Annotated in this window: 33 protein-coding genes; 28 read left to right on the forward strand and 5 right to left on the reverse strand. The window is 29.9% G+C overall.

Annotated features, from left to right (window positions below; all coding sequences use genetic code 11):
• Nucleotides 1–59: 59 nt before the first annotated feature.
• The gene (locus AXY43_RS19420) at nucleotides 60–401 is read right to left on the reverse strand and encodes a helix-turn-helix domain-containing protein (RefSeq protein WP_105411992.1); all 342 of its coding nucleotides are present in this window, start codon (nucleotides 399–401) and stop codon (nucleotides 60–62) included.
• A 158-nt stretch (nucleotides 402–559) separates the two neighbouring features.
• On the opposite strand from AXY43_RS19420, the gene AXY43_RS19425 reads away from it, so the two are divergent.
• The 7 genes from AXY43_RS19425 (at nucleotide 560) to AXY43_RS19450 (ending at nucleotide 3,726) form a co-directional block, all read left to right on the forward strand.
• Nucleotides 560–760, forward strand: a complete 201-nt coding sequence (locus tag AXY43_RS19425; protein WP_105411993.1) for a helix-turn-helix transcriptional regulator — start codon at nucleotides 560–562, stop codon at nucleotides 758–760.
• A 52-nt stretch (nucleotides 761–812) separates the two neighbouring features.
• Nucleotides 813–1,244, forward strand: a complete 432-nt coding sequence (locus tag AXY43_RS19430) for a helix-turn-helix domain-containing protein (protein WP_105411994.1) — start codon at nucleotides 813–815, stop codon at nucleotides 1,242–1,244.
• A 56-nt stretch (nucleotides 1,245–1,300) separates the two neighbouring features.
• A complete protein-coding gene (locus AXY43_RS28060) occupies nucleotides 1,301–1,465 on the forward strand; it encodes a hypothetical protein (RefSeq protein WP_167514407.1) in 165 nt (54 codons plus the stop codon).
• 35 nt (nucleotides 1,466–1,500) lie between these two features.
• The gene (locus AXY43_RS19435) at nucleotides 1,501–1,800 is read left to right on the forward strand and encodes a hypothetical protein (protein ID WP_105411995.1); all 300 of its coding nucleotides are present in this window, start codon (nucleotides 1,501–1,503) and stop codon (nucleotides 1,798–1,800) included.
• A 91-nt stretch (nucleotides 1,801–1,891) separates the two neighbouring features.
• Nucleotides 1,892–2,074 (forward strand): hypothetical protein, encoded by a 183-nt coding sequence (locus AXY43_RS19440; protein ID WP_011968234.1) that lies wholly within the window; start codon nucleotides 1,892–1,894, stop codon nucleotides 2,072–2,074.
• A gap of 46 nt (nucleotides 2,075–2,120) precedes the next feature.
• Entirely contained in the window at nucleotides 2,121–2,954 is an 834-nt protein-coding gene (locus tag AXY43_RS19445) for a helix-turn-helix domain-containing protein (RefSeq protein WP_105411996.1), read from the forward strand.
• Nucleotides 2,947–3,726, forward strand: coding sequence for a hypothetical protein (locus AXY43_RS19450; RefSeq protein WP_105411997.1), 780 nt, complete (start codon nucleotides 2,947–2,949; stop codon nucleotides 3,724–3,726). The genes AXY43_RS19445 and AXY43_RS19450 overlap by 8 nt, the downstream gene beginning before the upstream one ends.
• 270 nt (nucleotides 3,727–3,996) lie before the next feature.
• Here AXY43_RS19450 and AXY43_RS19455 read toward each other — a convergent pair whose 3' ends face one another.
• Together AXY43_RS19455 and AXY43_RS19460 are read right to left on the reverse strand one after the other, a co-directional pair.
• Nucleotides 3,997–4,320 (reverse strand): hypothetical protein, encoded by a 324-nt coding sequence (locus tag AXY43_RS19455; protein WP_105411998.1) that lies wholly within the window; start codon nucleotides 4,318–4,320, stop codon nucleotides 3,997–3,999.
• Between the two features lie 22 nt (nucleotides 4,321–4,342).
• Nucleotides 4,343–4,660 (reverse strand): hypothetical protein, encoded by a 318-nt coding sequence (locus AXY43_RS19460; RefSeq protein ID WP_105411999.1) that lies wholly within the window; start codon nucleotides 4,658–4,660, stop codon nucleotides 4,343–4,345.
• Between the two features lie 204 nt (nucleotides 4,661–4,864).
• On the opposite strand from AXY43_RS19460, the gene AXY43_RS28065 reads away from it, so the two are divergent.
• Nucleotides 4,865–5,023, forward strand: a complete 159-nt coding sequence (locus tag AXY43_RS28065; protein ID WP_179208037.1) for a hypothetical protein — start codon at nucleotides 4,865–4,867, stop codon at nucleotides 5,021–5,023.
• 50 nt (nucleotides 5,024–5,073) lie between these two features.
• Here AXY43_RS28065 and AXY43_RS19465 read toward each other — a convergent pair whose 3' ends face one another.
• Nucleotides 5,074–5,391, reverse strand: a complete 318-nt coding sequence (locus AXY43_RS19465) for a hypothetical protein (protein ID WP_087702225.1) — start codon at nucleotides 5,389–5,391, stop codon at nucleotides 5,074–5,076.
• Between the two features lie 43 nt (nucleotides 5,392–5,434).
• Nucleotides 5,435–5,746, reverse strand: a complete 312-nt coding sequence (locus AXY43_RS19470; RefSeq protein WP_041894500.1) for a hypothetical protein — start codon at nucleotides 5,744–5,746, stop codon at nucleotides 5,435–5,437.
• A 377-nt stretch (nucleotides 5,747–6,123) separates the two neighbouring features.
• Here AXY43_RS19470 and AXY43_RS19475 point away from each other — a divergent pair, with 377 nt between their 5' ends.
• The 20 genes from AXY43_RS19475 to AXY43_RS19565 all read left to right on the forward strand — a co-directional run bounded on the left by AXY43_RS19475 (nucleotide 6,124) and on the right by AXY43_RS19565 (nucleotide 18,532).
• A complete protein-coding gene (locus AXY43_RS19475) occupies nucleotides 6,124–6,423 on the forward strand; it encodes a hypothetical protein (protein ID WP_041894501.1) in 300 nt (99 codons plus the stop codon).
• Between the two features lie 320 nt (nucleotides 6,424–6,743).
• Entirely contained in the window at nucleotides 6,744–7,136 is a 393-nt protein-coding gene (locus tag AXY43_RS19480; protein ID WP_039773918.1) for a hypothetical protein, read from the forward strand.
• Nucleotides 7,137–7,285: 149 nt separating this feature from the next.
• Entirely contained in the window at nucleotides 7,286–7,753 is a 468-nt protein-coding gene (locus tag AXY43_RS19485) for a DUF6985 domain-containing protein (protein WP_039773917.1), read from the forward strand.
• Nucleotides 7,754–8,084: 331 nt separating this feature from the next.
• Nucleotides 8,085–8,414 carry a sigma-70 family RNA polymerase sigma factor gene (locus AXY43_RS19490; protein ID WP_105412000.1) on the forward strand — a complete coding sequence of 110 codons (330 nt, stop codon included), beginning with the start codon at nucleotides 8,085–8,087 and terminating at the stop codon, nucleotides 8,412–8,414.
• A 155-nt stretch (nucleotides 8,415–8,569) separates the two neighbouring features.
• Entirely contained in the window at nucleotides 8,570–8,968 is a 399-nt protein-coding gene (locus tag AXY43_RS19495; RefSeq protein WP_105412001.1) for a helix-turn-helix domain containing protein, read from the forward strand.
• Nucleotides 8,969–9,007: 39 nt separating this feature from the next.
• Nucleotides 9,008–9,235 (forward strand): hypothetical protein, encoded by a 228-nt coding sequence (locus AXY43_RS19500; RefSeq protein WP_105412002.1) that lies wholly within the window; start codon nucleotides 9,008–9,010, stop codon nucleotides 9,233–9,235.
• Nucleotides 9,236–9,256: 21 nt separating this feature from the next.
• Nucleotides 9,257–9,826 (forward strand): tyrosine-type recombinase/integrase, encoded by a 570-nt coding sequence (locus tag AXY43_RS19505; protein ID WP_105412003.1) that lies wholly within the window; start codon nucleotides 9,257–9,259, stop codon nucleotides 9,824–9,826.
• Between the two features lie 309 nt (nucleotides 9,827–10,135).
• A complete protein-coding gene (locus AXY43_RS19510; protein WP_181246044.1) occupies nucleotides 10,136–10,441 on the forward strand; it encodes an HNH endonuclease in 306 nt (101 codons plus the stop codon).
• Complete coding sequence (locus tag AXY43_RS19515; protein ID WP_087702220.1) at nucleotides 10,434–10,616, forward strand: hypothetical protein; 183 nt, start codon at nucleotides 10,434–10,436, stop codon at nucleotides 10,614–10,616. The genes AXY43_RS19510 and AXY43_RS19515 overlap by 8 nt, the downstream gene beginning before the upstream one ends.
• 99 nt (nucleotides 10,617–10,715) lie before the next feature.
• Nucleotides 10,716–11,084 (forward strand): hypothetical protein, encoded by a 369-nt coding sequence (locus AXY43_RS19520; RefSeq protein WP_105412004.1) that lies wholly within the window; start codon nucleotides 10,716–10,718, stop codon nucleotides 11,082–11,084.
• On the forward strand, nucleotides 11,084–12,748 hold the full coding sequence (locus AXY43_RS19525) for a terminase large subunit (protein WP_105412005.1): 1,665 nt from the start codon (nucleotides 11,084–11,086) through the stop codon (nucleotides 12,746–12,748). The genes AXY43_RS19520 and AXY43_RS19525 overlap by 1 nt, the downstream gene beginning before the upstream one ends.
• Nucleotides 12,749–12,765: 17 nt before the next feature.
• Nucleotides 12,766–13,989 carry a phage portal protein gene (locus AXY43_RS19530; RefSeq protein ID WP_105412006.1) on the forward strand — a complete coding sequence of 408 codons (1,224 nt, stop codon included), beginning with the start codon at nucleotides 12,766–12,768 and terminating at the stop codon, nucleotides 13,987–13,989.
• Nucleotides 13,940–14,215 (forward strand): HK97 family phage prohead protease, encoded by a 276-nt coding sequence (locus AXY43_RS28540; RefSeq protein WP_279220044.1) that lies wholly within the window; start codon nucleotides 13,940–13,942, stop codon nucleotides 14,213–14,215. Before AXY43_RS19530 ends, AXY43_RS28540 begins: the two co-directional genes overlap by 50 nt.
• Nucleotides 14,212–14,532 carry an HK97 family phage prohead protease gene (locus AXY43_RS28545; protein WP_279220045.1) on the forward strand — a complete coding sequence of 107 codons (321 nt, stop codon included), beginning with the start codon at nucleotides 14,212–14,214 and terminating at the stop codon, nucleotides 14,530–14,532. The genes AXY43_RS28540 and AXY43_RS28545 overlap by 4 nt, the downstream gene beginning before the upstream one ends.
• A 19-nt stretch (nucleotides 14,533–14,551) precedes the next feature.
• On the forward strand, nucleotides 14,552–15,754 hold the full coding sequence (locus AXY43_RS19540; protein ID WP_105412007.1) for a phage major capsid protein: 1,203 nt from the start codon (nucleotides 14,552–14,554) through the stop codon (nucleotides 15,752–15,754).
• Between the two features lie 99 nt (nucleotides 15,755–15,853).
• On the forward strand, nucleotides 15,854–16,138 hold the full coding sequence (locus AXY43_RS19545; RefSeq protein ID WP_011968253.1) for a head-tail connector protein: 285 nt from the start codon (nucleotides 15,854–15,856) through the stop codon (nucleotides 16,136–16,138).
• Nucleotides 16,135–16,473 carry a phage head closure protein gene (locus AXY43_RS19550; protein WP_087702215.1) on the forward strand — a complete coding sequence of 113 codons (339 nt, stop codon included), beginning with the start codon at nucleotides 16,135–16,137 and terminating at the stop codon, nucleotides 16,471–16,473. The genes AXY43_RS19545 and AXY43_RS19550 overlap by 4 nt, the downstream gene beginning before the upstream one ends.
• Nucleotides 16,474–16,481: 8 nt before the next feature.
• Nucleotides 16,482–16,937, forward strand: coding sequence for an HK97 gp10 family phage protein (locus AXY43_RS19555; protein WP_087702214.1), 456 nt, complete (start codon nucleotides 16,482–16,484; stop codon nucleotides 16,935–16,937).
• Between the two features lies 1 nt (nucleotide 16,938).
• Nucleotides 16,939–17,430 carry a phage tail terminator family protein gene (locus AXY43_RS19560; protein ID WP_105412008.1) on the forward strand — a complete coding sequence of 164 codons (492 nt, stop codon included), beginning with the start codon at nucleotides 16,939–16,941 and terminating at the stop codon, nucleotides 17,428–17,430.
• 10 nt (nucleotides 17,431–17,440) lie between these two features.
• Nucleotides 17,441–18,532: a phage tail sheath C-terminal domain-containing protein gene (locus AXY43_RS19565; protein WP_105412009.1), complete on the forward strand. Its 1,092-nt coding sequence runs from the start codon at nucleotides 17,441–17,443 to the stop codon at nucleotides 18,530–18,532.
• Nucleotides 18,533–18,543 lie beyond the last annotated feature (11 nt).

The raw sequence follows: 18,543 nt of genomic DNA on the forward strand, positions 1-18,543 counted from the left end.
ATATTTTGATAATTTATTACAATCCATATTCAAAAATATAGATGTCCATAAAGAACATCTTATTTTTTATCTTTATATTTTTGTTTTATATATTCAATAAAATTATTAATCTCTTCTTTAGCTTCTTTTGGAAGTTCATCATAATCAGCATCACTATGAAGTGCAATAGTGATGTTAGGATCATCAGTGTAATTTCTTATATCCGTTTTTCCTAAGAGGTAATCTATAGATATTTCAAAAAAATCAGCTATTTTTTGCAGAGTAGGCATCTCTGGAATTTGTTTACCACTTTCATATTTAGATACTGACGTTTGGCCTAAATATAGTGTTTTAGCTAATTCTGTTTGTGTAAGATTTTTCTGTATTCGCTCTTCTTTCAACCTATCAGCAAATGTTGCCATTATTATCACCTCATTTAAATTGTATACTGAATATGATTTCAAATCTATAAATATGACTATAAAGAATAATTTTTATTAAAAACCATTGACATTATGATTTCAAGTCATTATTATTAGAGTATAATATATGACTTAAAATCATAAAGGGAGTGTGAGAAATGCCAATAGACCAATTAAAAGTTTTGAGAAAACAAGCTAACTTCAGCCAAGAATATTTGGGAGGAGAACTTGAAATATCTCAAAGTGCATATAACAAAAAGGAAAATGGGATAATTCCATTTTCATTAGAGGAAATAAAAGAATTAAAAACGATTTTAAACTTGGATAATAAACAAATAATAAATATTTTTTTAGATTAAATTATGCTTTTAAGTCATAATTGGATTTTATCAAGAATAAGGAGGGAAATAAATGGTAGAAAACTACAGAAATATTTACCAAGTAGCGAGAGAGTGTACAAGCTTAACTCAAGAAAAATCATCAGAACTACTAGATATATCTGTTGATAGTTTAAGAGCATATGAAGGTGGGAAGAGAACACCACCAGAAAACATAGTAATTGATATGGCTAAGATATATAACCGCCCATATTTAATTTTGCAGCATTATCAAAATACTTTGATAGGAAAAGAACTTTTCCCAAAGATAGAAGTTAAACATTTAGCCGAAGCAGTATTAACATTTTTAGATGAGCTTGAAGATCTAGAGGGCATTAAGAAATTAATGATTAAGATTTCACGTGATGGTCAAGTTGATGAAGATGAAAAAGAAGATTGGCAAATGATAATGAAAACACTTGATGAAATGGTATGTGCAATTATAACTATAAAGTTTGCTAGGTAACACATTGTGATAAGAAAACATATTATGAAATGATTTATATTTACGGGGGAATGGATATGAAAGGCGATGAATTAAAGGTAACCATTATAGGATTAGAAGATAAAAAAGGCTTTGATGAGCTTGTGGCAGAGTTACAAGTTGCTGCTGTTATGAAAATGTGTCCTCCAGAGCTAAGACTTCAGGTTTTAAATAATGCTCTAAAGATATTAAAAGCAAATTAACTGATTTTAAACATATTAAAGGAGAAATTCAGAAGATGAATATAATAGAAATCTTATGGAAAATAGGCTATGACGTTATTAAAAGTGATTCTGAAAAATGTGAATACACAATAATGTATGCTCCAGAAAGAAAAAGACGTATGTGGAAGCAAATAAAAGATGGATCTATTACAGTTGAAAATGAACTGCTTAATGATATTTATACAGTAACTGTTGGAGAAGTTTGTTTTAATCAATGTGGAGATTTATATGTTGAATTTACTGATGTGAATACAAAAAAATGTATTGATTTCTATGAACATAAAAACATGAAAGAAGATGAACTTTATAAATAAAAAAAGAACCTTATATAAAAGGTTCAATCAATGTTTGAGATACGGACGCCCATCCGTATCTCCATTATAAATTGAAATGGAGGAAAAGTAAATGGTTTTAGAATTCTTAAATGATTTAAAATCAAAAGTCAGCAAAGAAGAGTTTAATATTATTTTTGCTATGACAAGAGAAGACATAAGGTTTAATAGGACAAGTTTTAATAAAAAGACTACACCTGAAGAATTTATTGAAATATGTAAAAGGTGCTGTGTTGCTTTAAGTAGATGCAGCTAAGTTTTTAGTTAATGTAAATTACAAATAATGAAAGTGAGGCGAGACTGTGGAAAGAGATTTTAAAGGCATATGGATACCAAAAGAAATTTGGCTGAATACTCACTTAACTATGAATGAAAAATTATTTTTAGTTGAAATAGATAGCTTAGATAATGAAAAGGGATGTTTTGCGTCTAATGACTATTTTGCAGAGTTTTTTGGCTTATCTAAAAACAGGTGTAGTGAAATAATAAAATCTTTAGAGAAAAAAGGATTTTTAACTGTTTCTTATAAATACAAAGCTGGTACAAAAGCAATAGAAAATAGAATAATTAAGCTACTCGAAATATCGATAGGGGGTACTCGGAATATCGACTGCGGTGTTCGAAATATCGATAGAGGTACTCGAGATATCGACAGAGGGTATTCGGAAAACTGTGAAGATAATAATACAATACTTAATAATACAGTTAATAATATAAATACTATATCTAAAGATATAGTTAGTAGCACTAAAGTGCAACCAATAATAGATAAGTGGAATGAACTTGGACTCCAAGAGCTCATATCCATAAACAAAGGCACTAACAGATATAAATTACTTCAAGCAAGACTTAAAGAATATGGACAAGATAAAATACTTCAAGCTATAGAAAATATAAAAAGCAGCAGTTTCTTAAAAGGTCAAAATAATAAGAACTGGACAGTAACCTTTGATTGGCTAGTAAAGCCAAATAATTTTATTAAGATCTTAGAAGGCAATTATGTAGATAAAGAAAATCCAGTTAAGATAGCTAAGAATAAAGAAGTGCAGCCACTCAGATTTAATAATTTCGAGCCAAGAAACTATGACTATGACAACTTAGAAAAGAGGCTGCTTGGGTGGGATAACGATGATTAAAAATAAAATGGATGAAGTTTTAGATGGTCAAATAAGCATATTTGATTTAGTGCTCAGTGAAGTTAAAGAGCCTAAAAAAGAGTATGCACCAATAGTCAAAAGTCATAAAGATAAATTTACAGAAATTATTAATCTATATAAACCCAATGCAGCAAGAATAGTTAAAAGAATATATGGAGCATTGCTTGTAGAGCTTGAAGAAAAGACACTGTACTTTAACGGTGATGGAGTAAAAGAACTGGAGCTAAAAAAAGATATAGATCTGCTTCCAGCTGATGAAATTTTATTTGTAAATCAAGATAGAAAGTTAAATGATGTGCAGCTTAAAAAACTTAAGGACATGAATATCACAGAATACATTAAACGTAAAGGTGATGCTAATATAATAATTCAAAAGCATGATAAAACGGTTGTTATAAATCCTAAAGGATGGATACTAGAATACTTGCAAAAACCAAAATATCATGAAGATGAAGTATATAAAATTGAGATTCCTAAAGAAAATATAGGCTTGTATATTTTAAGTGCAGAAAAAGATATTGATGAGAAGAAAAGTAATATTAAGTCATCAACTTTCACTCATAATCTTATAGATTTTGAGGAAAATGATCTAGTAGAAATACAGTATAAAGGCACAAGGCATATAGGCAAAGTAGTAAGAATTTACAACAACGGTGAAACCTTAAATGTTAATTGGGATGGTAAGCAGACAGCGTTTTATTATAAAACAGTAAAGAAGCTTAAAGAAATAAAAATGAAAAATGCTATGTAATTAATTGGTGGGCAACATGAAGGAAGCCCCTAAAAAGGGGCTTATAGTTACTAGGTAAAAGCAAAAAAGATTATGGACAAAAGAGTAAATAAAAGAGAAATAAAGTTATAGCGAAGAGGTCACATTTAATTATATGAGGTCCAGCTTCAAATAATTCTAAATGTTGATAAATAATTTTTTGTATTAAAAAAGCCCCAATTAATGGGGCAAAATGGATTATATGAATAATATGTTAACTAAATCATTATATTATGTGCAATTTGAAAATATTTATTCTGTTATTGTTACAGTACCAGGGCCTAATATTACAATTCTATCAACATATTTCAAAGGACCAATATTGTATTTAGGTGAGTTTTCTAATAAACGGTGTGATTCCATTACTTCTTGCTGACCATCCATTCTTATCATAAGGTTAATTCCGGCAGAGGTGTTTTGAATGTTGTAGGTAGTATTCTCCATCAATTTTAAATCTTTTATAGTATAAATACCTTCGGATAATTGGATATTTAGCGTTCTAGCGTTGACTGTTAGATTGTTCATGCTAAAAGATAAAAGCAGTAGAGCAGAAAGTATAGTAAATATTTTTTTCATTCGATAAGCCACCTTTCATAATTTAAGAAAAAGTCAAAAGCACATTATTATATATTATAAATTTGTAATCATATTTAAGAGGAGCCAAAGGGATTTTAGTGGAGTTAGCGGGGATTCGTAAAAGTTGTTGGATTTTTTTATCAGCATCAATAATGATTAATAGTCCTTCAACATAAGGCTGATTATTCTGAACCTTATAACTAACATTTTCACTTAAGTTCAAATCTTTCATGTTATAAAAACCTTGTGAATAAATTTTTGGCTGAGCTACGACAGGTGCTGTATTTAAAGTAAATAGGAAAAGTAAAAGGATAGAAAGGATATATATAAATTTTTTCATTTAACAAGCCTTCTTTCGTAATTTTTAGAGTATAAGTTAAATTGCTAAAATTATTATGTGAAAATGAAACAAAAATATTCATTAATACCTTGCAGGACTGGAAGGCGCATTAGCAGGGATTACAATGTTAATGCTAAGGTTACTGCAAAAGATAAATAAGAAGAGAGTTTATTAAAGCTCTCTTCCTAAAAAGGAGCTATAAGTATGGGAATTATTAAAGATATAGTTGATATAGTGGTTCCAAGAGTACAAAAGAGAATGGAAGAAGAAGGATTAGATATTAAAGAAGCTTTATATAAAGAGCTTGAAGAAATGGGATATATTCAGAAGGATGATAGAGTGGAGAAGAAGTTTAGAGAGTAATTTGGAATATGTAGAAATTATTCATAAAAAAAGACACTACAAAGTGTCTTTTAAGCAATAATTACTTCACCCTTCCCAATAATTGCAATTCTATAACTAGGGTCAAGAGCAAGCAAGCTATAGTTTGCGGATTTGGGTGGTAAATAAATAGATTGTATTTGACGTTGGTTTTCATCAAAAAGTGCTATATAAACACTATTATCAGGTGATATATTTTGAACAGTATAACGATTTTTTTGCACAACATTAAAATTGGATAATTGATAAATACCCTCCTTAAACGTATTTGCTGCAAATGCGGGAATTAATGCAAGAGAATTAAAGAATAAACACATTAAAATTAATGTTACTATAATATTTTTTCTCATAATATAAAATCACCTTTCAAGTTAGTAATATATATGTCGCTTTTTAAGCAATAAATACATCTCCATTACCAACTATAGCAATTCTGTAGTCAGGCTTAAGTGGTAATAAATTATATTTCCCAGAGTTGGGGCTTAAGCGTATAGACTGGATTTGAAGTTGCTCTTCATCATAAAGAAGTATATAAACACTATCTTTTTGAGATATATTTTGAACACTATAGGTATTTTCTGCTGAAAAATTGAAATCAGCTGCTTTATAGATACCCTCTTTAAAAATGTTAGCAGCAAATGTAGAGAATGCCAGATTAAATAATAAAAATATTGAAATTAAAAATATAAGTATAAATTTTTTCATAGTATAACCACCTCAACATTTTAGAATAAACAATAGATATTAATAATTTTATTATGTGTACTTATTAAGTAAATATGCAGAATGTAGATTTGACGCGGTAGTAAATGAAAAAAGATGTTCTTTGAAAAGTGAATAATGCGATATTTATAATATGTAAAACATTTTTAATTGTTAGATTTATATTTAAAAAAGGCAATATATAATATCCTAAAAATAGCAGGTAGTCAATATATACTTTGAAAATTCATAAAATTTCTACCATATGAGTTTTAATATATTCTGATAGACATTAAATAAGTTATTGTAGTTTGAATTTGCATATGATTCTAGTTATAATCATTTTTATGACATGTACAGTATTTTATGGGAGGTTTCGTATGAGTGAATTTTTGAAATTAGAGAATTTTATTGGGCATTCAGATGTAAGTTATGAAGAAGTTATAGTTCAATTTTTAGAGGATAACGGAATAACGATTGATGATTTTGAGTATGTAGGGAGATGTGATTCTGAGTGCCTGGAATGTAATGCAGAAAGATTTAGTGTCTGGCGCAGAGATATAGGAGTCATCGAAGAAGAAAACATTTTCACTTTCGATTTAGATGCCGCGGATGAAACATTAGATTTCGCTATATACTTGTGTAATAAATGCAAGAAATGGACTATTTATATTGAATAATACATTATTCTTAAATTATAAATCGATAAAATAAATAACGTATTGTAAAATCGCATTTATTCAAGAGATTGAATTTGCGATTTTTTTAATACTCAATTCTATTATTAAACGCAAAATATGCCCCATTAAGGGGCATACAATGGATTTTATAAATAATAATATAATCAACAACCAATTATATTATGTACTATTTGAAAAAAAGTATTCAAGTAATTTAATTCATTAAGGAGCTTGAAGAAATGGTATATATTCAGAAGATTGGTTAAGAGAGGAAGAAGTTTAGAAGTAAATCGTAGTATGTAGAGTGGAGGGAGTTTAGGATGGATAGACCAAAAGACTTACCTAATCGATTAGAATGTGCGTATTGTAAGCGGAATCATAGACATGGTGGAGAATGTCATGGGAAGGATATAAACAGAAATGAAACTGGATGTTTATTCTTTAGTATGGATTCAAGAGGATGCATAAGAACACAAGATTTAATACTTCCTTTTAATTTGTATATGGACATTCCGCCACTAAATATGTGGGAGGATAGTTGGACAGTATGTGAAAATGATACAGAAGTAAGGATAAATAAAATATATGCTTTAAGTTGGGATAAGCAAAAAGGGTTATTAAAAGTAAAAGCAAATGTTGATTACTATATTAATGAGTTCAGCGAAGAATATATAAACAATAAAAATAAACCTATTTTAAAAGTTATTAAATAATGCGAAAACTATAGAAAATGCGTAGTAGTTAATTTAGATAATGTTCTTTGAAAATTGAATAATATGATTTTTACAAAATATGCTATAATTAATATAGAATAGTAAGATATTATGAATTATAAATGATTTATATTTTTGGAGGAAACAAGATGATAAATAGCAGGCTACTAAATCCAAACGATTTTAAGATTGATGAAGAATGTTGCGAAGATATGGCAAAAGGGACAGCCGCTTGCAAAAGGCTTATAGAGAAATGGACACCTGAACTGGAAACTCAGATGTTAGAAGCCTTTATAAACATTTATTATGATGATATGTATGAACAATGGGGTCCTGATGATGAGGAAGAAAGTAAAGAGTATTGGCAGGAAATCAAGTCACCCGCAGACCTTGTAAAATACACTGGGACAGATGTTACGCTTTATGCTTTGGAAGACAGCATATATGCCAAAAGTAAAACAGAGAAGAACAAGTATGAATCACAAAATGTTGATGTATGTGTGATATTCGTACTTAGTTGTCCGTGGGAGGAAGAGCATGGTTGGGCAGCTGTTTTTGTAGATGAAAAATTTGTTAAAGTTGATAGAGATATTGTTGATTGCGTTTGGTTGGACTGATTAGAAAAATGTAGTTATGTACACAGCCCCAAATCCGTGCATTCCCTACACACGTCGTAGATATTAAGAATAATTAGAAGTTGTTTTACTTCATAATGTTGGTAAATTATAAATCTATAAAATAAATAACGTATTGTAAAATCGCATTATTCAAGATGAATTTGCGATTTTTTTACTGCATTATACTAAAATTTAGCGTAGTGAAGGTAAAAATAAAAGGTGTTCATAATGAACACCTATTCTAATTAGAGAATGAATCATGGAAAGAAGATTCTCTAATCAATCTATCTAGATTATAACATAAAAGTATTATAAAGGATAGGTGGTAAAAATGGCAGAGATAAAAAGTATATTTAATATCTATAGAGAAAGAAAATGTAAGATTGATAATTTGGAAATTGAAATTGAAAACTTAAGACTAAGTGGATCTGAGGAAAGTGACATAAGAATAAATGATTTAACTAAGCAAATTAATAGATTAAAAAATGAAAATAAAAGAATTGATAATATTCTAAACTTATTACCTGAAAAAGAGTATACGGTTGTAAAATTAGTTTTAATAGATTGCAAAGATAAGAAAAAAGTTGCTAGTGAAATTGATAGAACTGAAAGACAGTTAAACAGAATTTTAAATAGAGCTGTTAAAAAGATAGTACTATAGGGTGCAAATGCATCCTTATTTTTTTATATAAAATGTCCTAAAAGTGTCCCGAAAATGTCCCACAAATGTCCGAGCCTTTATGCTAATATAAAGTCAACAAGAAATGTCACGTTTTTGGTATGGAATAACTATATCTAATTTTAGGAGGTATATTTGTGCTAGATAAAGAAAAAGTGAAAGAATTGTACTTAAAAGGATATAATGCAGTAGATATAGCATTTATATTAAATTGTAAATCAGATACAGTCAGGCAATGTATACATAGAAATTTAAAAGAGTTTAAGAATTCTCATTTAGCAACTAAAATTAGAAATAAAGAAATAGATAGAATCACAAGATATGAAGCAAAACAATATATGAGTGATTCAACTTTTATTAAAAAGAATAGATCTATCTACAAAACTAATTCAGATGGAGATATAGTAATTGATGTTAATGCAGCTCCAATAGTAAGTTTTGATACTCCTAAAAGATTAAAAAATGAGAATAGCCTTAAAGAAATAGATAGAAAAATAAGAAAAAGTAATTATAGGAAAGATGAGTTGTTTGTATAGCAATTTGTCTTTCTTTTTGTTTGGAAAGAAGGTGAGAATGTGAAAGAAATATATTTGATTCGTATTTGTGGTAAATGTAAGAAGACAAACATTTTAATTAATGAGGAAGTTGAGGACACAATAAAAAAGGGATACTATATTTCATGTTCTCACTGTGGAAGTAAAAGAATATTTAAAGAAAATGAGACAAACGATTTACGTAAATGTATGGATAACAATGTATACAAAAGAGTAAAGGGAAAGATAAGGCAGGTGCATTCAGTTTGAGAAGAAGGAGGTGAAATAGAAATGAATACAGTTGAGCCAATACGAGATAAGAATTTAATTTTAGATATTGAAGATTATTTAAAAGCTAAGAATTATAGAGATTATGTGTTATTTATGACTGGAATATATCTTGGACGAAGAATATCAGACATGCTAGAATTTCGTGTAAGAGATGTTAAGAATAAAGATTATATTTATTTTAGAGAAAGCAAGACTGGCAAAGAAGCAAGGCTTGCAATTAATGACGAATTGAAGAAAATATATAAAGAATATACAAAAGATATGAAAGATTATAATTTATTATTTGAAAGTAGGCAAAGAGATGAAAAAGGCAAGAAAAGGTCTATAACAAGACAAAGAGCTTGGCAAATTCTTAATGAAGCAGCAGATTATTTTGCATATAAAGATAGCATAGGGTGTCATTCTTTAAGAAAAACTTTTGGATATTGGTTATATCAAGATACTAAGGATGCAGTAGCAATAAAAGATTTATTGAATCATAGTGATATTTCAGTAACTAAAAGATATATTGGAGTAACACAAGATAGTAAAGATAGTATAGTAAGAAGTTTATCATTCAAGCGGAGATGATAGGCTTTATTTTTTTATTATTATAAGTTTTACATAAATTGTCCATGTAAAACATAGGTGTATAAAATTAATTACTTATAGAAGTAGAAAAAAATATAAATAAGTTTTACAAAGTATATAGATAAGTAAAACTCAAAAGGGGTAAACACGAATGTTTATCATGAAAATACTATTAATATAAGTGTTAAATAAATAAGAAAAAGAAGGTGCGTTTTATGAGCAAACAAATAAAAGGATTATTTAATTTAAGTAATGATAATGATGGCACATTAATACATTCAGCATTAATACTTGGGAGAGTAGCAAACAATGTCTAAAGAGTTTGCTAAAAGATTTTATAACAGTAAAGAGTGGAATAAGTGCAAAGCATCATATATAAAATCAGTACATGGTTTATGTGAGAGGTGTGAAAGTCCAGGATACATTGTGCATCATAAGAAAGGCTTAACACCTAACAACATCAATGATCCTAACATAACTCTTAATCATGATAACTTAGAGTATCTATGTTTGGATTGTCATAATGCAGAGCATGACTTCAATAGAGAAAAGAAAAGTGTTACTAAGAAAGGTTACAAGTTCAATGAGAAAGGAGAACTGATTTATAATGGATGAACTAATTCAATTAAGAGATACATTTAAATCTATTGTGACTACATTAGATCAAATGATAGAGCTAGGAGAGAAAGAGAACAAAGGAGAAAATATTGATAAAGAAAAACAAGAAAGTCTTTTAGGAAAGTTGATGTTTCAAATGGTTAAGTTGGAAAATATGAAGACTGATCTATAGCCCCCCCATGAAAACTTGCAGGGAGTGGCTTTGGGAGACCGTATAGGGGACAACAATTTTCCTCCGAACGAAATTTTGAAAATAGGAGGGGGTATATTTTTGAGCATTTCCGAACAATTAGACCGAGATAAAAAGATAAAGCAGGAGATAAATAAAATTAAAAAGATATTTAAGGATTTCCCAAAAGATAAAACTAAAGTTCTTGAAGGGTTAATTAATGAAGCTGCATTTATGAAAGTATCACTTGAAGATACGAGAACAGATCTTATTAAAAAAGGATTGACTGAATTATTTGAACAGGGAGAACAATCTTTTAACAGGGAAAGACCAGAGGTTAAAATTTATACGACTTTCATGCAACGATATTCAGGAGTAATGAAACAATTAATTGACTTACTGCCAGTTGAAGTTAAAAAGCAAGAAGCAGATGCACTTATGGAATTTATTAAAAAAGGTAAATTAAAATAATGAATTACATAGAGGAATACTATAACAAAATTGCATCAGGTGAAATTGTTGCATGTAAAAGAATTAAGCAAGTGTATGAAATGCTGATTGATAAATTACATAATCCAGAAAAATATTATCCATGGGTATTTGATGAAGAGTTAGGAAATAGACCAATAGAATTTATTGAAACATTTTGCAAGCAAGCTCAAGGAGAGCTTGGTGGAGCTTTGAAGTTAGAATTATTTCAGAAAGCAAAACATCAAGCAGTTTTTGGATTCGTTCATAAAGATACTAGATTTAGACAATATCAAGAGGTACTTGATATTAGAGGTCGGAAGAACGGAAAAACTACAGAGCTTGCAGCGGATGAAACCTATATGTTAGTTGGTGATGGAGAAGGATCTCCAGAATGCTATATTATAGCTACTAAATTGGATCAATCCAAAAAGGGATTTAATGAATGCTATAAAATGATTCAGCAGTCACCAGATTTAAATAAACATCTTAAGAAAAGAAAATCAGATATATATTGTCCTTTTAATTATGGAAGCCTTCAAGCCTTAGCAAGTAATTCTAATGGTCTTGATGGCTTAAATGCGCATATGGTTACTATTGATGAATTAGCAGCCATAAAGAACAGAGACATATATGATTTAATGAAGCAATCAATGAGTAGTAGAAGGCAGCCGCTTTTAGATTGCATAACTACTAATGGTTTTATTAGAGGTTCAATATTTGACTCACAATATGATTATGCATGTGGTGTGCTTGATGGAAAGATAAAGGATGATAGATTTATAGCATTTATTTATGAGCTTGATGATAAGGAAGAATGGGACAAAGAAAAAATGTGGATTAAAGCTAATCCAGGATTAGGTCCAATTAAAAAGGTTGAATTTTTAAGGGATTGTGTAAATAAAGCTAAATCAGATCCAGCCTTTAAAGCTACTGTAATGATTAAAGATTTTAACATGAAGGAAAACTCAGCATCAGCATGGTTACGTTGGGATGAGCTTAACAATGAAGCTATTTTTAGTCTTAAGGAAATGGGATTCAGATATGGAATTGGATGCTTTGACTTAGCAGAAACAACAGATTTAGCATCAGCTAAAGTTTTATGTATGAGACGCGATGATCCTAAGATTTATGTTATTCAAATGTACTTTGTACCGGAAGAAAAATTAAATCAAGAAGAAACTAATAAAGAGGATGATAATGTTCCATATAAGCTATGGGAGCAGCAAGGGTTAATAAGAGTTTGTTCAGGTAATAAAGTAAATAAATATGACATGCTTGAATGGTTTAAGGAATTAAGAGATCTTTATGATATTTATATACCTTGGATTGGTTATGATCCTTGGCATGTGGATGATAGTTTGCTTCGAGCATATGAAGAGGAATTTGGAAAAGATGCAATGATTCCAGTTAGACAGGGAGCTTACACACTAAGCTTTCCAATGAAGGAATTAAAAGCAGATTTAATTGCAGATAGAATTATTTATAATAATAATCCAATAGATAAATGGTGTTTATCTAATATGGAAATTAAAACTGATATAAATAACAATATTCAGCCAATAAAAGGTACTGATAATAGAAAGCGTATTGATGGAGGTGTTTCGCTTATTATTGGATATGTAGTACTTTTGGATAAAATGAGTGAATATGAAAATATGGTTTAAAAGAGAGGTGAAAATATTTGGGCCTATTTCAAAATATCTTTGGAAATAAAAGCTCTCCACAGCCTACTACTAGATTTGAAATGATTACTGATTCAGGAAATGGGTTTTATGCCTGGGATGGAAATTTATATAAAAGTGATTTGGTTAGAGCAGCAATAAGGCCAAAGGCACAGGCTATAGGAAAACTTAATCCTAAGCATATACTAGATTTTAATGGTAACTTTAAAATTAATCCGCAGCCATATATTAGATTTATTCTTGAAGAACCTAATCCATATATGACCATGCAAATGATGTTAGAAAAGGTAACAACTCAGTTGATGCTTAATCACAATGCGTTTATTTATATTAAGCGTGATGAACTTGGATATGCAACTGAATTATATCCAATTCCAGCAACGTCTGTGGAATTAATAGAAGGTAAAGAAGGAGATCTATTTTTAAGATATACATTTATGACAGGTAAGAGAATGACAGTACCTTATTCAGATATAATTCATTTAAGAAGAGATTTTAATGAAAGTGACTTTTTTGGCGATACACCACAAGAGACATTAAAGAATCTTATGGAAGTAGTAAATACTACTGATCAAGGAATGGTAAAGGCTATAAAAAATTCTATGGTTATTAAGTGGATTATGAAATTTAAATCTACTTTAAGGCCAGAAGATAGAGATATAGAAGTAAGTAAATTTGTTGATACATTCTTAAGCATTAATAAAGGAAAAGGTGTAGCAGCAACAGATCCAAGATATGATTTAGAGCAAATAAAGAATGAAAGCTATGTACCTAATGCAGCTCAAATGGATAGAGCGGTATTGAGGATATATAGCTTTTTTAATACCAATGAAAAGATAATTCAAAGCAAATATACAGAAGATGAATGGAATGCTTATTATGAAGCTGAAATAGAACCTTTATCAAAGCAGCTAAGTGGAGAGTTTACAAGGCGTATATTTAGTAAAAAAGAAAGAGGATTTGGCAATTATATAATCTTTGAAGCTAACAGTCTCCAATATGCATCCATGGCAACGAAGCTTAATTTAGTTCAAATGGTGGACAGGAGTGCAATGACTCCTAATGAATGGAGAGATGTTATGAATCTTGGACCAATTGAAGGTGGAGATAAGCCTTTAAGAAGGCTAGATACAACAACAGTTGATGATGACTTGGGAGGAGGTGAAGATATAGATGAAGGAGAAGGAAGTAAGGCAACTGACGACGGAAAAGATAGAAATTAGATCAGTTTCAGAAGGGCAAAAAAAGACTATTGGAGGCTATGCAGTAAAGTATAATTCACCAACATTAATGAGAGATAGATGGGGAGATGAATTTCTTGAAGAAATAGCTTCAGGAGCTTTTGATAAATCACTTCAAAATAGAAATCAAAAAGCATTATGGAATCATGATACTTCAAAGCCACTCGGAAGTGTCTCAGCAGGGACACTAAGGTTTAATTCGATATGAGTGGATTAAATTATGATATTGATTTGCCTAATAATACTTATGGAAATGATGCATATGAAAGCGTACAGCGTGGAGATGTTGATGGTTCATCATTTGGATTCAGATGTAATGATGATGTATGGTCAAAGGTTCAATATGAAGGCAAAGAAATATATAAGAGAAGTATTGTGGAAGCAGATTTATTTGAAGTAAGTCCATGTACATTTCCTGCATATGACAGCAGTGATATGTGTTGTAGGAGCTTAGAAACATTTAAGGAAAGCTTAAACCAAAAAGAAAATCTAAGAAAAAAATTAGTTATTGAAACTTTATTATAAAAGAAGGAAGTGTTTATAAATGAAAACATTAAAAGAAATAGCATCAAGAAAAGCAGAATTAAGAACAATGTTAGAAGATCCTAAAGCAGATTTAGTAGCAATAGAAAAGGAATTAAGAGAATTAAATGAAATGCAAAATCAAATTGAAACGAGGGAAAGATTAATTAAGGAGGCAGGAGAAATAAATGCAGGTAAAGCTGGAGAGAAGAGAGAAACTTTTATTCCAGGAGTAAAAAAGGAAGTACTTGAAGAAAGAGAAGATAAATATTCCACTCTTGAATATAGAAAAGCATTTATGAATTATGCAAGAACAGGAGTTATATCGGAGGAATTAAGAGCAGATTCAACAACTATGACTACTGATATAGGAGCTGTTATTCCGACTACTATAATGAATGAGGTTGTTCAGAAGTTAAAATCTTATGGACAAATTTATAGCAGAATTAGAAAAACTGCATTTAAAGGTGGAGTTAAAATTCCTACTGCTAGTGTTAAGCCAAAAGCAACTTGGAAATCAGAAGGCACTTTATCAGAGAAGCAAAAGAAAGAGATAAAAACATACATTGAGTTTAGTTACTATAAGCTACAATGCAGAGTGGCCACAAGTTTAGAAGCTGATACAGTATCATTACCAATATTTGAAGCAACTATAGCATCAGATATGGCAGAAGCAATAGTTGTAGCAATAGAGATCTCAGTTATTAAGGGGGATGGAGTTGGAGAGCCTAAAGGAATATTGGAACATACAACAGAAATACCTGAAGCTCAACAAATAACAATTTCATCAACTGATATTGGTAAGTGGGATAAATGGAAAAAGAACATCTTTGCTAAAATCCCACTTGCATATGAAGGTAATGGAATTTGGATTATGACAAAAGCAACTTTTGAAGGATATATTGATGGAATGGTTGATAATAATGGACAACCTATAGCAAGAACTAACTACGGAATAACAGGATCACCAGTAAGAAGATTTGGAGGATATGATGTGTTATGTGTTGAAGCTGATTATTTGCCAAACTATGAAAATGCTGAAGCAGATGCTGTTTTCGCTTTATTCGTAGATTTAAATGAGTATATATTTAACTCTAATTTACAAATGACAATGAAAAGATATTTTGATGAAAATACAGATGAATGGATAGATAAGGCTACTTTAATTGGTGATGGAAAGTTAAGGGATGCAAATGGAGTTCTTTTAATTAAGAAGGGAGCTTAAGGGATAAGAATATTAAAAGAACCAGTATATAATATGCTGGTTTTTTGTGTTTAAATTTCAGAATTATAAGATAGAAATGCATTATAAGGGGGAGAGGATATGATATTAGATAAAATTAAGTTAGCTTTAAGAATAGATGATGACGATCTAGATGAAGAAATACAAGATTCCATTGATGCAGCTAAGGCAGATTTAAAGTTAAGTGGAATATTAGAAAGCAAGATTGTTGAAACTGATCCTTTAATAATTAGAGCTATTAAAACTTTTTGTAAATGTGAATTTAGCACAGACGATAAAGAAGCCGAAAGGTATAGAGATTCTTATGAAATGATAAGAGCTCACTTATCCCTATCTAATGAACATACAACAGAGGAAACGCTATGAGTATAGAAGCTTTAAATAAAAGAATAGAAGTTTGGGGAAATGTAGAATTTGAAAATGAACTTGAGGAAAAAGATTTTAGACCAGGTAAAGTTAAGGATAAGCCTATATGGGCATCAATAATACCACAAACAGGTTCATTGCAAAAGCAACAAGCTAATACAATGTTATCCAATGTAACACATAAAATTAAGGTTAGATATAGTACGGGTAAGGATATTACCCAAGACATGTGGCTAATACATCAAGGGCGTAGATTTGATATTAAATATATATTAGATCCTTATTTTGCTCACCAGTTTCTTGAAATATTCTGTGAAGAAATCATAGGAGGATAGATAGATATATGAGTAATGATGGATTTGATTTCAGTGAATTAACTAAATTTGAGAAAAAATTAACTGAAAAAGTTAATGATACTATGCCAAAAGAGAGTAGAAAATTTATAAAAAAAGAAGCTAATAATCTTAACAAAAAAAATAAAGCGGTTTTTAAAAGTAAAGGAATAGGTCAAGAAACAGGAAATTTACTTAAAGGATTCAAGGCAGGTAAGGCTTATAAATATAGAGGTGTGTGGTCTGCAAGAGCTTTTAATAATAGTCCACATGCTCATTTACTTAATGATGGCTTTATGTGGGAACCACATAAAAATGTTGCTAAAGGACAATCGAATAAGCAAACTGGCGAAGAAAAATTTATCCCTGGATTTCATTTCATGGAAGAGGCTGCTAAAGCATTTGAAAGTGGTTTCTATTCAGATGTTGAAGAATGGTTACATGAAGTATTTATAAAGGGGCTGTAATATGGTTACATTGAAACAAATAAATAAGGCTATAAATAATACAGTAAAATCTGCATTAGTAGATACTGAGTTTGTTGATGTTGAAATTGTATCAGAAGATACCACAGAAGCATTAAAAAAAGAGACAGATGGATCATATATAAATGTTATAAGACCGTCTATAAAAGTTACATTTGATACTACACAAGCAGGAAAAATTAATAGTCAATTAAAAGAAAGAACCCTTCCGGTGAGGGTTTATTTTTTTGCAAAAGATAAGAATAAACCTAAACTAGATAATTTGGCAATGCAGGATTTATTAGAGAATGTATTTCTAGAGGATGTAAAAGTCACAGATACATTTTATATGCCGATTGCTGAAGATATAGAATGCAGCACAACTGATGGAGTATTACAAGTTACTTTTGATTTATATTCTCTTGAGGAAATATATGATGATTCTAACTTAGAACCAATAGAAGAATTAAACTTCAATTTAAATTTAGAAGAATAGGAGTGATGATATGACAGTTACAATGCCAAATATTGATGTGTCATTCAGTCAAAAGGCAGCTTCGCTTCCTGAGAGAAGTGAAAGAGGTTATGCAATATTAATAGTTAAAGATGATACAAGCGCAATGTTTAATTATAAAGAATATTCCGATATAACTGAGATAGACACTGATAAAGAATTATATACGGAAGATAATTTACAATATTTAAAAGATATATTTACATTTGCTCCATATAAGGCTTGTGTAGTAAAGATTGGTGGATCCGCAACTATTTCTGATGCATTAAAGATTGTTATCGAGAATGTAAAAACAGGATGGATAACAATGGCAGATGGTGAAACAGAAGATTTTACAACTTTATCAAGTTGGATAAAATCGCAAGTAGCTAATAAGAAAACTTATAAAGCGGTAGTATACAATGTAATTTCACCAGATGAAAAACATGTAGTTAATTTTGTTAATACAAAGATAACTTTTAGTGATAGCAGGCGCGAACAAACAGGAGAAAAATATTGTCCAAGTCTTATTGGGATTTTAGCGAAATGTAATATTACACAAGGATGCAATAATTTTAAATGTACAAATCTTAGTAAGGTTTCAGAGGTTGATGATAGAAATGAGGCTTTAGGTGCTGGTAAGTTTATTTTAATTAATGATGGTGCAGATGTTAGAATTGCACGTGGAATTAACAGTTTAACTACTACAAATGGGAAATCAGCTACAGAAGATATGAAAGAGATAGAAGTGGTTGAAGCAATGGATCTTATCCAAGATGATATTTCAACTACATTTAAAGAAGATTATCTAGGCGGTGGATATAAGAATAAATATGATAATCAAATTTTATTTATAAGTGCTGCTAATGGGTATTTCAAGAACTTGTCTAGTATTGATGTACTTGATATGGAATATGAAAACAAAAGCGATATAAATGTTGAAGCACAAAGAGCAGCATGGATAGAAGCAGGAACAACTGAAGCTAAAGATTGGACAGATCTTCAAGTCAAAAAAAACACATTTAAGAGAAGCTTATTTTGTAAAGCAAATGTAAAAATACTACAAAGCATGGTTGATTTAGACTTTGAAATAAATTTAGCGTAATAAGGAGGCTG

The organism is Clostridium sp. MF28 (genome assembly GCF_002969175.1).
GTDB classification, from domain to species: Bacteria; Bacillota; Clostridia; order Clostridiales; family Clostridiaceae; genus Clostridium; species Clostridium beijerinckii.

Excerpts from the sequence above, each read along its gene's own strand:
- AXY43_RS19490 (WP_105412000.1), top strand. The coding sequence starts at position 8,085 with ATGGCAGAGATAAAAAGTATATTTAATATCTATAGAGAAAGAAAATGT.
- AXY43_RS19545 (WP_011968253.1), top strand. The coding sequence starts at position 15,854 with ATGATATTAGATAAAATTAAGTTAGCTTTAAGAATAGATGATGACGAT.
- AXY43_RS19435 (WP_105411995.1), top strand. The coding sequence starts at position 1,501 with ATGAATATAATAGAAATCTTATGGAAAATAGGCTATGACGTTATTAAA.
- AXY43_RS19430 (WP_105411994.1), top strand. The coding sequence starts at position 813 with ATGGTAGAAAACTACAGAAATATTTACCAAGTAGCGAGAGAGTGTACA.
- AXY43_RS28540 (WP_279220044.1), top strand. The coding sequence starts at position 13,940 with ATGAAGGAGAAGGAAGTAAGGCAACTGACGACGGAAAAGATAGAAATT.
- AXY43_RS19540 (WP_105412007.1), top strand. The coding sequence starts at position 14,552 with ATGAAAACATTAAAAGAAATAGCATCAAGAAAAGCAGAATTAAGAACA.
- AXY43_RS28060 (WP_167514407.1), top strand. The coding sequence starts at position 1,301 with ATGAAAGGCGATGAATTAAAGGTAACCATTATAGGATTAGAAGATAAA.
- AXY43_RS19455 (WP_105411998.1), bottom strand. The coding sequence starts at position 4,320 with ATGAAAAAAATATTTACTATACTTTCTGCTCTACTGCTTTTATCTTTT.
- AXY43_RS19480 (WP_039773918.1), top strand. The coding sequence starts at position 6,744 with ATGGATAGACCAAAAGACTTACCTAATCGATTAGAATGTGCGTATTGT.
- AXY43_RS19425 (WP_105411993.1), top strand. The coding sequence starts at position 560 with ATGCCAATAGACCAATTAAAAGTTTTGAGAAAACAAGCTAACTTCAGC.
- AXY43_RS19475 (WP_041894501.1), top strand. The coding sequence starts at position 6,124 with ATGAGTGAATTTTTGAAATTAGAGAATTTTATTGGGCATTCAGATGTA.
- AXY43_RS19485 (WP_039773917.1), top strand. The coding sequence starts at position 7,286 with ATGATAAATAGCAGGCTACTAAATCCAAACGATTTTAAGATTGATGAA.
- AXY43_RS19565 (WP_105412009.1), top strand. The coding sequence starts at position 17,441 with ATGACAGTTACAATGCCAAATATTGATGTGTCATTCAGTCAAAAGGCA.
- AXY43_RS19550 (WP_087702215.1), top strand. The coding sequence starts at position 16,135 with ATGAGTATAGAAGCTTTAAATAAAAGAATAGAAGTTTGGGGAAATGTA.
- AXY43_RS19515 (WP_087702220.1), top strand. The coding sequence starts at position 10,434 with ATGGATGAACTAATTCAATTAAGAGATACATTTAAATCTATTGTGACT.
- AXY43_RS19465 (WP_087702225.1), bottom strand. The coding sequence starts at position 5,391 with ATGAGAAAAAATATTATAGTAACATTAATTTTAATGTGTTTATTCTTT.
- AXY43_RS19510 (WP_181246044.1), top strand. The coding sequence starts at position 10,136 with ATGTCTAAAGAGTTTGCTAAAAGATTTTATAACAGTAAAGAGTGGAAT.
- AXY43_RS19555 (WP_087702214.1), top strand. The coding sequence starts at position 16,482 with ATGAGTAATGATGGATTTGATTTCAGTGAATTAACTAAATTTGAGAAA.
- AXY43_RS19470 (WP_041894500.1), bottom strand. The coding sequence starts at position 5,746 with ATGAAAAAATTTATACTTATATTTTTAATTTCAATATTTTTATTATTT.
- AXY43_RS19505 (WP_105412003.1), top strand. The coding sequence starts at position 9,257 with ATGAATACAGTTGAGCCAATACGAGATAAGAATTTAATTTTAGATATT.
- AXY43_RS19450 (WP_105411997.1), top strand. The coding sequence starts at position 2,947 with ATGATTAAAAATAAAATGGATGAAGTTTTAGATGGTCAAATAAGCATA.
- AXY43_RS19525 (WP_105412005.1), top strand. The coding sequence starts at position 11,084 with ATGAATTACATAGAGGAATACTATAACAAAATTGCATCAGGTGAAATT.
- AXY43_RS19440 (WP_011968234.1), top strand. The coding sequence starts at position 1,892 with ATGGTTTTAGAATTCTTAAATGATTTAAAATCAAAAGTCAGCAAAGAA.
- AXY43_RS19460 (WP_105411999.1), bottom strand. The coding sequence starts at position 4,660 with ATGAAAAAATTTATATATATCCTTTCTATCCTTTTACTTTTCCTATTT.
- AXY43_RS28545 (WP_279220045.1), top strand. The coding sequence starts at position 14,212 with ATGAGTGGATTAAATTATGATATTGATTTGCCTAATAATACTTATGGA.
- AXY43_RS28065 (WP_179208037.1), top strand. The coding sequence starts at position 4,865 with ATGGGAATTATTAAAGATATAGTTGATATAGTGGTTCCAAGAGTACAA.
- AXY43_RS19560 (WP_105412008.1), top strand. The coding sequence starts at position 16,939 with ATGGTTACATTGAAACAAATAAATAAGGCTATAAATAATACAGTAAAA.
- AXY43_RS19420 (WP_105411992.1), bottom strand. The coding sequence starts at position 401 with ATGGCAACATTTGCTGATAGGTTGAAAGAAGAGCGAATACAGAAAAAT.